At 77.5% G+C, this 10,370-nt stretch carries 5 protein-coding genes; 4 read left to right on the forward strand and 1 reads right to left on the reverse strand.

Annotated elements, in window-relative coordinates:
- The 4 genes from VKZ81_RS00430 to VKZ81_RS00445 all read left to right on the forward strand — a co-directional run.
- On the forward strand, positions 1-6,194 hold a 6,194-nt coding region (locus VKZ81_RS00430), incomplete at its 5' end, for a non-ribosomal peptide synthetase (protein ID WP_324239327.1).
- On the forward strand, positions 6,191-7,891 hold the full coding sequence (locus VKZ81_RS00435) for an ABC transporter transmembrane domain-containing protein (RefSeq protein ID WP_414709312.1): 1,701 nt from the start codon (positions 6,191-6,193) through the stop codon (positions 7,889-7,891). The genes VKZ81_RS00430 and VKZ81_RS00435, both read left to right, overlap by 4 nt.
- Entirely contained in the window at positions 7,888-9,627 is a 1,740-nt protein-coding gene (locus VKZ81_RS00440) for an ABC transporter ATP-binding protein (protein WP_324239328.1), read from the forward strand. Before VKZ81_RS00435 ends, VKZ81_RS00440 begins: the two co-directional genes overlap by 4 nt.
- A 76-nt stretch (positions 9,628-9,703) precedes the next feature.
- Complete coding sequence (locus VKZ81_RS00445) at positions 9,704-9,907, forward strand: antitoxin (RefSeq protein WP_324239329.1); 204 nt, start codon at positions 9,704-9,706, stop codon at positions 9,905-9,907.
- A 60-nt stretch (positions 9,908-9,967) separates the two neighbouring features.
- Here the strand turns inward: VKZ81_RS00445 and VKZ81_RS00450 are convergent.
- A partial coding sequence (locus tag VKZ81_RS00450; protein WP_324239330.1) for a carboxymuconolactone decarboxylase family protein occupies positions 9,968-10,370 on the reverse strand: 403 nt, incomplete at its 5' end.

A 10,370-nucleotide genomic window follows, 5' to 3' on the forward strand; every position in this document is an offset into this window, starting at 1 on the left:
TGGTCGGCCAGGCCCGCAGGCACGGGCTCGCGCTCAGCCCGCGGCTGGTGTTCGAGCGGCGCACCCCGGAGGCCCTCGCCCTGGCCGCCGCCCCCGCCGCCGAGCCGCAGCGGGCGCCGGACACCGGGGTGGGCCGGGTGCCGCCGGTGCCGATCCTCGCCGGGCTGCGCGACGACGCGGTCGGCATCGACGGGTTCTTCCAGTCGATGTGCGTCCAGACCCCGGCCGGCGCCGACCGGGCGACGATCGCCGCGATGCTGCAGGCCCTGCTCGATCGCCACGACCTGCTGCGCGCCCGGCTGGACCGGGCCGACGGCTGGGCGCTGCACGTGCCCGAGCCGGGCGCGGTCGCGTCCGACGCGCTGCTCGAGGCCGTCGCGGCCCCGCACGACCCCGCCGAGCTGGCCGCACTGCTCGACGCGGCCGAGGAACGGGCGGTGCGCCGCCTCGATCCGGACCGCGGCGTGGTGCTGCAGGCCGTGTTCGCCGACGCCGGCCCCGACCGGCGCGGCCGGCTGCTGCTCGTCGCGCACCACATCGTGGTCGACGGCGTGTCCTGGCGGATCCTCGGCGAGGACCTCGCCGAGATGTGGCGCCGGCACCGGGCCGGCCGGCCGATGACCCCGGACCCGGTGCCCACGGCGTTCCGCACCTGGACCGAGGCGCTGCACGAAGAAGCCGAGAAGCGGGTGGCCGAGCTGCCGCGCTGGCGGGCCGAGCTCGACCCGCACGGCCTCTGCCCGGTCGGCGACCGGCCGCTGGACCCGGCCCGGGACACGATCGGCAGCACCCGGTCGCACACGATCACCCTGCCCGCCGAGGTCACCGGCAGGCTGCTCGGCACCGTCCCGGCCGCGTTCGGCGGCACCGTCAACGACGTCCTGCTCACCGCGCTCGCGATGGCCCTGCGCGGCGACCGCCCCGAGGCGGCCGTGCTGGTCGACCTGGAGGGCCACGGCCGGGAGAGCGCCGCGGTCGACGAGGCGCTCGACCTGTCGCGGACCGTCGGCTGGTTCACCACGATCGCCCCGGTCCGCCTCGACCCCGGCCCCGTCCGGTGGGAGGAGTTCCTGGCCGGCGGCGCCCCGATGGCCGGGGCCGCGAAGCGGGTCCGCACCCAGGTCGAGTCGCGCCCGGACCGCGGGATCGGCTACGCCGCCCTGCGCGCGCTGCACCCGGACCGCGCCGCCGCGTGGGCGGGCACCGCGACGCCGCCCGTCCTGTTCAACTACCTGGGGCGCTTCGACACCGGCGCCCCGGGCGGGCAGGACTGGGCGCTCGCCCCGGAGCGCCCCGAGCTGGGCGAGCGGGCCGACCCCACCACCGCGGCCGGCTACCCGCTGGAGATCAACGCGGCGGTCACCGGCGGCAGCCTCGCCGCCACGTTCACCTGGCCGGACGCGGTGCTGACCGAGGCCGCGGTGGCCGAGGTGGCGCAGCGCTTCACGGCCGCGCTGGCGGCGCTCGCCGCGCACGCGCCGGAGCCGGGCGGGTGGGGCCGCACGCCGGTCGACTTCCCGCTGGTCGCGCTGGCCCAGGAGGACGTCGACGCGCTCGACGCCGCAGTGGAGGGCGGCCTGGCCGAGGTCTGGCCGCTCACGCCCCTGCAGCAGGGCATGTACTTCCACTCCCGCTACCACGAGCACACCGCGGACGACCCGGACGGCTACATCGTCCAGTACGTGCTCGAGCTGACCGGCCCGCTCACGCCGCAGCAGCTGCGCACGGCGCTCGACGCGCTCACCGACCGGCACCCGGCGCTGCGCGCCTCGTTCCACGAGACCGGCGACGGCGGGCTCGTCCAGGCGATCGCCCGCGCGGTGTCCGTCCCGCTGCGGGTGGTGGCGTGGGCCGACGACGGCGCGTCCGTGGCCCGAGAGGAGCGCAGCACGGCGTTCGCGCTGGACCGCGCCCCGCTGCTGCGGGTCGCCCTGGCCGGCGAGGAGCGGCCCGACCGCGCCGACGCCCGCCACCGGCTGGTGGTCACCCTGCACCACCTGGTGGCCGACGGCTGGTCGCTGCCGGTGCTGTTCGACGACCTGCTCGGGCTGCTCCACGGCCGCGACCTGCCGCCCGTGCCGTCCTACCGCGAGTACCTGCGGTGGCTCTCGCGCCAGGACGCCGACCGCACCCGGGCGGCCTGGCAGCGGGCGCTCGACGGGCTCGCCGAGCCCACCATGGTCGGCACGGCGCTGCCGGACGGCGCCACCCCGGTCGCCCCCACCGCGCTCACCGCCACCGTGCCCGCCGAGCTGACCGGCGCGCTCGCCGCGGCGGCCCGCGAGCGAGGGCTGACGCTGAACACCCTGGTCAGCGGCGCATGGGGCATCGCGGTCGGCGCCGTGACCGGGCGGGACGACGTCGTGTTCGGGGCCGTGGTGTCCGGCCGGGACGCCGACGTGCCCGGCATCGACGCCCAGGTCGGGCTGTTCATCAACACGGTGCCGGTGCGGGTGCGCTGGTCGCCGGGCGAGCCGGTGGCCGACGTCCTGCTCGCCCACCAGCGCGAGCAAGCCGAGCTGCTCGGCCACCGGTACCTCGGACTCGCCGATGTCCAGGCCCTCGCCGGGCCCGCCGCCGGCTCGGGGCCGCTGTTCGACGTGCTGTTCGTGTTCGAGAACTTCCCGCCGGAGGCGGGCGAGCCCCGCCCGGGCGAGCTGCGGATCACCGGCACCGGCGAGTCGGTGGAGGCGCGCACGCACTTCGCCGTCTCCCTGCAGGTCTTCCCCGGCGACGAGCTCGCGCTGCGGCTGCAGTACGACGAGCGGCGGGTCCCTGCCGAGCGGGCGCAGCGGCTGCTTTCGGTGTTCCGGTCCGTCCTGGGCCAGCTCGCGGCCGACCCGGACCGCCCGGTGGGCCGGTTGGAGCTCGTCGCGCCCGCGGAGCGGGCCGCGCAGCAGGCGCGTTGGACCGGACCGGACCGCCCGGTGCCGCCGATGACCGTCGCCGAGCTGCTCGCAGAGCGGGCCGCGGCGCAGCCCGACGACGTCGCCCTGGTCTGCCACGGCGAACGGCTCACGTTCGCCGAGCTCGACGCGCGGGTGAACCGGGTGGCCCGGCTGCTGCTCGCGCGCGGCGCCGCCCCCGAGCGGGTGGTGGCGCTCGCCCTACCGCGGTCGCTGGACACGGTGGTGGCGCTGTTCGCCGTGCTGCGCACCGGCGCGGCCTACCTGCCGCTCGACCTCGACCACCCGGCCGAGCGGTGGGCGGTGATGCTCGCCGACGCGCGCCCGGTGTGCGTGCTCGCGGGCGGGCCCGGCGCCGACCGGCTGCCCCCGGCGACACCGGGGGTCGTCGACCTGCAAGACACCGCCATCGCCGCGGAGCTCGCCGCCCACCCGGCGGGCCCGCTGACCGCGGACGAGCTCGGCCCGTTCGCTCCGGGCACACCCCGGCGGCTGGAGCACCCGGCGTACCTGATCTACACGTCCGGGTCGACCGGCACGCCGAAGGGCGTGGTCACCCCGTACCGGGGGCTGACCAACATGCTGGTCAACCACCGGGCGGAGATCTTCGCGCCCACGCTCGCCCGAACCGGGGGCCGCCGGCTGCGGATCGCGCACACCGTGTCGTTCTCCTTCGACATGTCGTGGGAGGAGCTGCTCTGGCTCGTCGAGGGCCATGAGGTGCACGTCTGCGACGAGGAGCTGCGCCGCGACGCCGAGCAGCTCGTCGCCTACTGCGCGAAGCAGCGGATCGACGTGGTCAACGTGACCCCCACCTACGCGCGGACCCTGCTCGACGGCGGCCTCCTCGACGGGGAGCACCGCCCGCCGCTGGTGCTGCTCGGCGGCGAGGCGGTCGGCGAGTCGGTGTGGGCGGCGCTGCGCGACACCGACGGCGTGGCCGGCTACAACCTGTACGGCCCCACCGAGTACACGATCAACACGCTCGGCGGCGGCACCGCCGACAGCGCCACCCCCACGGTCGGGACCCCGATCTGCAACACGCGGGCCTACATCCTCGACAGCGCGCTGCGCCCGCAGCCGCCCGGCTCGCCGGGCGAGCTGTACATCGCGGGCGCCGGCCTGGCCCGCGGCTACCACGACCGGCCCGGGCTCACCGCGGAGCGGTTCGTCGCCGACCCGTACGCCCCCGAGCCGGGTGGCCGGATGTACCGCACCGGCGACCTCGTCGTGCAGCGCCCGGACGGCAACATCGACTTCCTCGGCCGCACCGACGACCAGGTCAAGATCCGCGGATACCGGATCGAGCCGGCCGAGGTCGTTGCGACCCTGGAGCGGCACCCGGACGTCGCGCAGGCGGCGGTGACCGTGCACCGGCGCGGCGAGGCCGGGGTCGCCCACCTGGCGGGTTACCTGGTGCCCGCCGGGCCCGCCGACCCGGCCGCGCTCGTCGCGGCGGTGCGGGGGTACCTGGCCGCACAGCTGCCGCCGCACATGGTCCCCACCACGCTCGACGTGCTGGAGCGGCTGCCGCTCACCGTGAACGGCAAGCTCGACCAGGCCGCGCTGCCCGCGCCCGCCGTGACCGGGAACCGGGAGCACCGCCCGCCCCGGACCGAGGCCGAGCGGCACCTCTGCGCGCTGATCGGCGCGCTGCTCGGGGTGGCCGAGGTCGGGGTCGACGACGACTTCTTCGACCTGGGCGGCGACAGCATCTCCTCGATCGCGCTCGTCACCCGGGCCCGCCGGCACGGCCTCGTGCTGCGGCCGCGGGACGTGCGCGCGGCCCGCACCGTCGCGGCGCTGGCCGAGCTGGGCACCGCGGCCGCCGCGGCGCCGCACGAGGAGGAAGAAGACGGGACCGGCCGGCTGCCCGCCACCCCGATCATCGGCTGGCTCGCGGAGTTGACCGGCGCGGGGCAGGCCGGGGCCGACGGCGGAATCGCGGCCTTCCACCAGGCGACCACCCTGCAGACGCCGGCCGGGGCGGACGCGGGCGCGCTGGTCGAGCTGCTGCAGGCGCTGCTCGACCGGCACGACCTGCTGCGCGCGCGGCTGCACCGCGAGCCCACCGGGTGGGAGCTGGAGGTGGCCCCGCCGGGCGCGATCCGCGCCGAGGCGCTGCTGTCGGTGGTGGAGCTGGGCCCGGAGCACGACCTGGCGGCCGCGGTCGAGGAGGAGCGGGCCCGAGCGGCGCACCGGCTCGACCCGGAGCGCGGCGTCGTGCTGCAGGCGGTGTTGTGCACCGCCGGGCCGGCCGCCCCGGGGGCGCTCCTGCTCGTCGCGCACCACCTGGTCGTCGACGGCGTGTCCTGGCGGATCCTCGCCGACGACCTCGCCGAGGGCTGGGCCCGCCGCGGCCGCGGCGAGCCGATCGCCCTGCCGCCGGTCGGGACCCCGTTCCGCGCCTGGGCGCGGGCGCTCGCCGACGCCGGCCGCGGCGGGACGCGGGCCGATGAGCTGCCGCTGTGGCGGGCGGTCGCGCGGTCGGCGCCGGGGCGGTTCGCCCGCACCCCGCTCGACCCGCGCCGCGACACGGTGGCCACGATCCGCGAAGGGTCCTTCGTGCTGCCCCCGGAGTGGGCCGGCCCGCTGGTGTCGACGGTCCCGACCGCGCTCGGTGCGACGATCAACGACGTGTTGCTCACCGGGCTCGCCGCGGCCGCCGCCGAGTGGCGCCGCCGCACCGGCCGCGACCCCGGCGACGGCACCCTCGTCGCGCTCGAGGGGCACGGCCGCGAGGAGCACGTCATCGGCGACGGCGCCGACCTGACCCGCACCGTCGGCTGGTTCACCAGCGCGTTCCCGGTGCACTTGCCGGTCGGGCCTGCCGCGTGGGCCGACCTGCGCGCGGCCGACCCGGCCGCGGTGCGCGGACTCGTCGGCGCCGTCGGCGAGCGGCTCTGCGCGATTCCCGACGGCGGCATCGGCTACGGCGTGCTGCGCCACCTCGACCCGAGGGCGCGCCCGGAGCTCGCCGCCGCCGCGCCGCCCGAGCTGCAGTTCAACTACCTCGGCCGCTACTCCGGCGGCGGCACCGGGGGCGACTGGGCGGCCCCGCCCGGGATCCCACCGCTCACCGGGGGCCGGGGCGAGGACATGCCGGCCGGCTACCCGCTGGTGGTCGACGTGCTCGCGGTGGACGCCGACGGGCGGACCGAGCTGCACGCCTCCTGGGAATGGCCGGCCGCGCTGTTCGGCGAGGGCGAGGTGCCGCAGCTCGCCGAGCTGTGGTTCGAGGCGCTGCGCGGCATCGTGCGCGCCGCGCGGGGCGGGTGCCGGACGTGACGACGACCCGCGACCCGGCCCGCGGCGGGCCGGTGCTGGCCGGTTCGATCCGCGCGTTCGGCAGGCACGTCGGGCTCGCCGCCCTCTTCCTGTGCGGGCACCAGGTCGGCGAGGCCCTGGTCCCCGTGCTGGTCGGCGTGGTGATCGACTCCGCGCTGCGCACCGGGGACCCGGCCGCGCTGCTCGGCTGGCTCGCCGTGCTGGCGGCGGACTTCGCGTTCCTGTCCGTCTCCTACCGGCTCGGGGCGCGCCAGGCGTGGATCGCCGACGTGCGGGCCGACCAGCGGCTGCGGCTGCTGGTCACCCGGCGGCTGCTCGACCCGGCGGGCGGGGCGGAGCGCGGACGGCTGCCCGGCGGCCTCGTCACCATCGCGACCTCCGACGCGAAACGCGTCGGCCTGGTCAACTTCGCGCTCCCGCTCGGCCTGGCCGCGTTCGCCGCGCTGGTCGTGGCGGCGGTGGCGCTGCTGCGCATCTCCCTGCCGCTCGGGCTGCTCATCCTGCTCGGCACTCCCCCGATGCTGTACCTGGTGCACCTGTTCGGCCGGCCGCTGGAACGGCGCAGCGAGGCCGAGCAGGAGCGGGCGGCACAGGCCGCGGGCACCGCCGCCGACCTCGTGGCCGGCATCCGTGTGCTGAAGGGCCTGCACGCCGAGCCCGCTGCGGTCCGCCGCTACGCGCGCAGCAGCTCCGACGCCCTCGCCGCGACGGTGCGGGCCACCCGCAGCCAGGCCTGGTTCTCCGGCACCGTGCTGATGGTCAACGGCGCCTTCCTCGCCCTCGTCGCGCTGGTCGGTGGGCGGCTCGCGGCCGCGGGCGAGATCGACACCGGCGAGCTGGTGGCCGCCGTCGGGCTGGCCCAATTCCTGGTCGACCCGCTGCGCGAGCTGGGCTGGGTCAACGCGCGGCTGGCCCAGGCGAGGGCGTCGGCCCGGCGGATCGCCGAGCTGCTCGGCGCGGAGCCGGCCGTGCGCGGCGGGGCCGCCGCCCTGCCGGAGCACGTCGACGGGGCGGTGCGGGTGCGCGGCCTGCGGCACGGTTCGCTCACCGGCCTGGACCTGGACGTCCGGCCGGGCGAGCTGCTCGGCGTGGTGGCCGCGGACCAGGCCGACGCGGTGGCGCTGCTGCGCTGCCTGGCCCGGGAGGAGGACCCCGAGCACGGCGCGGTGCTGCTGGACGGGGTCGCGCTCGCCGACCTCCCGCCCGAGCTCGCCCGGTCGGCGCTGCTCGTGGCGGCCCACGACGCGGATCTCTTCGCCGGCACCGTCGAGGAGAACGTGGCGGCCGCCGCCCCGCCCGGGCGGGACCTCGCGCCCGCGCTGGCCGCGGCCCGGGCCGACCAGGTGGTCGAGGCGCTGCCGGACGGGGCGCGCACCGCGGTCTCCGAGCAGGGCCGGTCGCTCTCGGGCGGGCAGCGGCAGCGGGTCGCGCTGGCCAGGGCGCTGGCCGCCGACCCGCCCGTGCTCGTGCTGCACGACCCGACCACCGCCGTCGACTCGGTCACCGAGGCCGAGATCGCCACCGGGCTGCGCGCGGTGCGCCACGACCGCACGACGATCGCGGTGACCAGCAGCCCGGCCCTGCTCGCCGTCGCCGACCGGGTGGTACTGGTCGACGGCGGCCGGGTCGTCGCGGAGGGCGAGCACGCCCGGCTGCTGCGCGAGCACGCCCGCTACCGCGAGGTGGTGCGCGGATGAGCGCGCGGGCGCTGCTACCGGTCGCCACCCCGGCCCGCACCCTGCAGGTGCTGCGCGAGCTGCTGCGCCCGCGCCGGACCCGGGCCGCCGTCGCGTTCGCGGCGCTGGTCGGCGGGGCCGCCGCGGGCCTGCTCACCGCGCCGCTCCTCGGCTTGATCATCGACCTGGTCGCGTCGGGCGCCGGGCCGGACGCCGTGACCTGGCCCGCGGTCGGGCTGGTCGCGGTCGCGGTGGCCCAGGGGCTGCTCGCCGCGCTGGGCGTCGCGCAGACCGCGCAGGTCGGCGAGGAGATGCTGGCCCAGCTGCGGGAACGGTTGGTCGATCGCGCGCTCGGGCTGCCGCTGGAGCGCATCGAGGCCGCGGGCGCGGGCGACCTCGGCTCCCGCGTCACCGAGGACGTCGCGCAGATCGGCGAGGCGGTCCGCGAAGGCGTGCCCGCGCTGGCGCGCTACGGGCTGGTCATCGTGCTGACCTTCGTCGGGCTCGCCGTGCTGGACTGGCGGTTCCTGCCGGCCGCGGCGACCGCCGTGCCGATCCAGGTGCTCACCACCCGCTGGTACCTGCGCCGCGCCACGCCGCTCTACGCCGAACAGCGGATCGCCGCGGGCGCCCAGCAACAGCAGCTGCTGGACACCACCACCGGCCTGGCCACGGTGCGGGCGTTCCGGCTCACCGACCGGCACACCGAGCAGGTCCGGGACCGCTCGCAGCGGGTCGTCGACCTCGCCCTGCGGGTCGTCGGGCTGCAGAACGGGTTCTTCGGCCGGCTCAACCTCGCCGAGCTCGTCGGGCTCTCCGCCGTGCTGACCACCGGCTTCCTGCTGGTCGGAAGCGGCGCCGTCTCCATCGGCACCGCGAGCGCCGCCGCGATCTACTTCATCGGCCTGTTCAACCCGGTCAACGCGGTGCTGTTCCTGCTGCAGGCCGTGCAGGCGGCCGCGGCGAGCCTCACCCGGATCGTCGGGGTGGCCGACCTGCCCGCCCACGACGAGCCGGACCCGGTGCGCGCGCTCCGGCCGGCCCGGGTGCGGGCCGAGGGCGTGGCCTTCGCCTACGGCGGCGGCCCCGAGGTGCTGAGCGGCGTCGACCTGGACGTGCCGCCCGGCACCCGGCTGGCCGTGGTCGGTCCGAGCGGGGCGGGCAAGACCACCCTCGCGAAGCTGGTCGCGGGCGTCCACCGGCCCGACCGGGGCGGCATCCGCCTCGACCCGCCGCCGCCCGACGACGCGCTGCGCGCGGCGGTCGCGCTGGTCACCCAGGAGGTGCACGTGTTCGCCGGCCCGCTGGCCGACGACCTGCGCATGGCCCGCCCGGACGCCACCGAGGAGCAGCTGCGGACGGCGCTCGCCCGGGTGGGCGCCCTGGAGTGGGCCGACGCCCTCCCCGACGGCCTGCGCACGCCGGTCGGCAGCGGCGGGCACCCCCTCACCGCCGTGCAGGCCCAGCAGCTGGCGCTCGCGCGGCTCGTGCTCGCCGACCCGCCGGTCGCGATCCTCGACGAGGCCACCGCCGAGGCGGGCAGCGCGGGCGCCCGGACGCTCGAGGCCGCCGCGCGGCAGGCCCTCGCCGGGCGGACCGCGCTCGTCGTCGCGCACCGGCTCACCCAGGCCGCGGACGCCGACGCCGTGCTGCTGCTCGACGGCGGCAAGGTCGTCGAGTCCGGCACGCACCCCGAGCTGCTGGCCGCCGGGGGACCGTACGCCGCGCTCTGGGCGGCCTGGGCGGACGGCCGCTGACCCCGGCACAGCTGTGTGATCCAGATCTCACGTGGATAGCGGTGCACCGGGCTCGTGATCAGGCCAAGGTGCTCCCGTGGGATTTCTGGACAAGGCCAAGGACCTGCTCGACCAGCACGACGACAAGGTCGACCAGGCCCTCGAGAAGGCGGGGGACCTGGCGAAGCAGCGCTTCGCCGGGCACGACGAACAGATCGACGCGGTCGTCGACAAGCTGCAGGAGGCGACCGGGGCGGGCGACACCACCCGGCAGCAGCCGCAGGGCGGTCAGCCCGCGTGATCCGCTCGCGCGGCGGGGCTCCGGTCGGCGTCCGCCGGCCGGGCCGCGCCGCGGCGGTGATCACGAACCGGGGGTGAGCCCCCGCTCGGCCGCGACCTGCGCGAGGATCGGCGCCGCGGTGGTCGCGGCGTGGATGCCGATGACGCTCACGATGGCGAGCACCTCCATGATCTCGCCGGGCGTGGCGCCCAGCCGCACCGCGTTCCGCATGTGCAGCTTCAGGCCGGGCACGTACAGGTGGGTGGCCGAGGCGTCGAAGGCGATGTAGACCAGCTCCTTGACCTTCGGCGGGAGCGGGCCGGTCCTCCACGGCACCGAGGAGAACTCGATGTAGGCCTCGAACAGGTCGGGGTCGAGCTCGAGCAGCCCGTTCCAGAACTCGTGCCAGTAGCCGCGGTTGGCGGTGAACTCGGCCTTGAGCCGCTCGCGGCGCTCGTCGAGCGGGGCGGGCCCGTCGCGCAGC

Origin of the sequence: Pseudonocardia sp. (assembly GCF_035305885.1) — a bacterium.
Lineage (GTDB): Bacteria > Actinomycetota > Actinomycetes > Mycobacteriales > Pseudonocardiaceae > Pseudonocardia.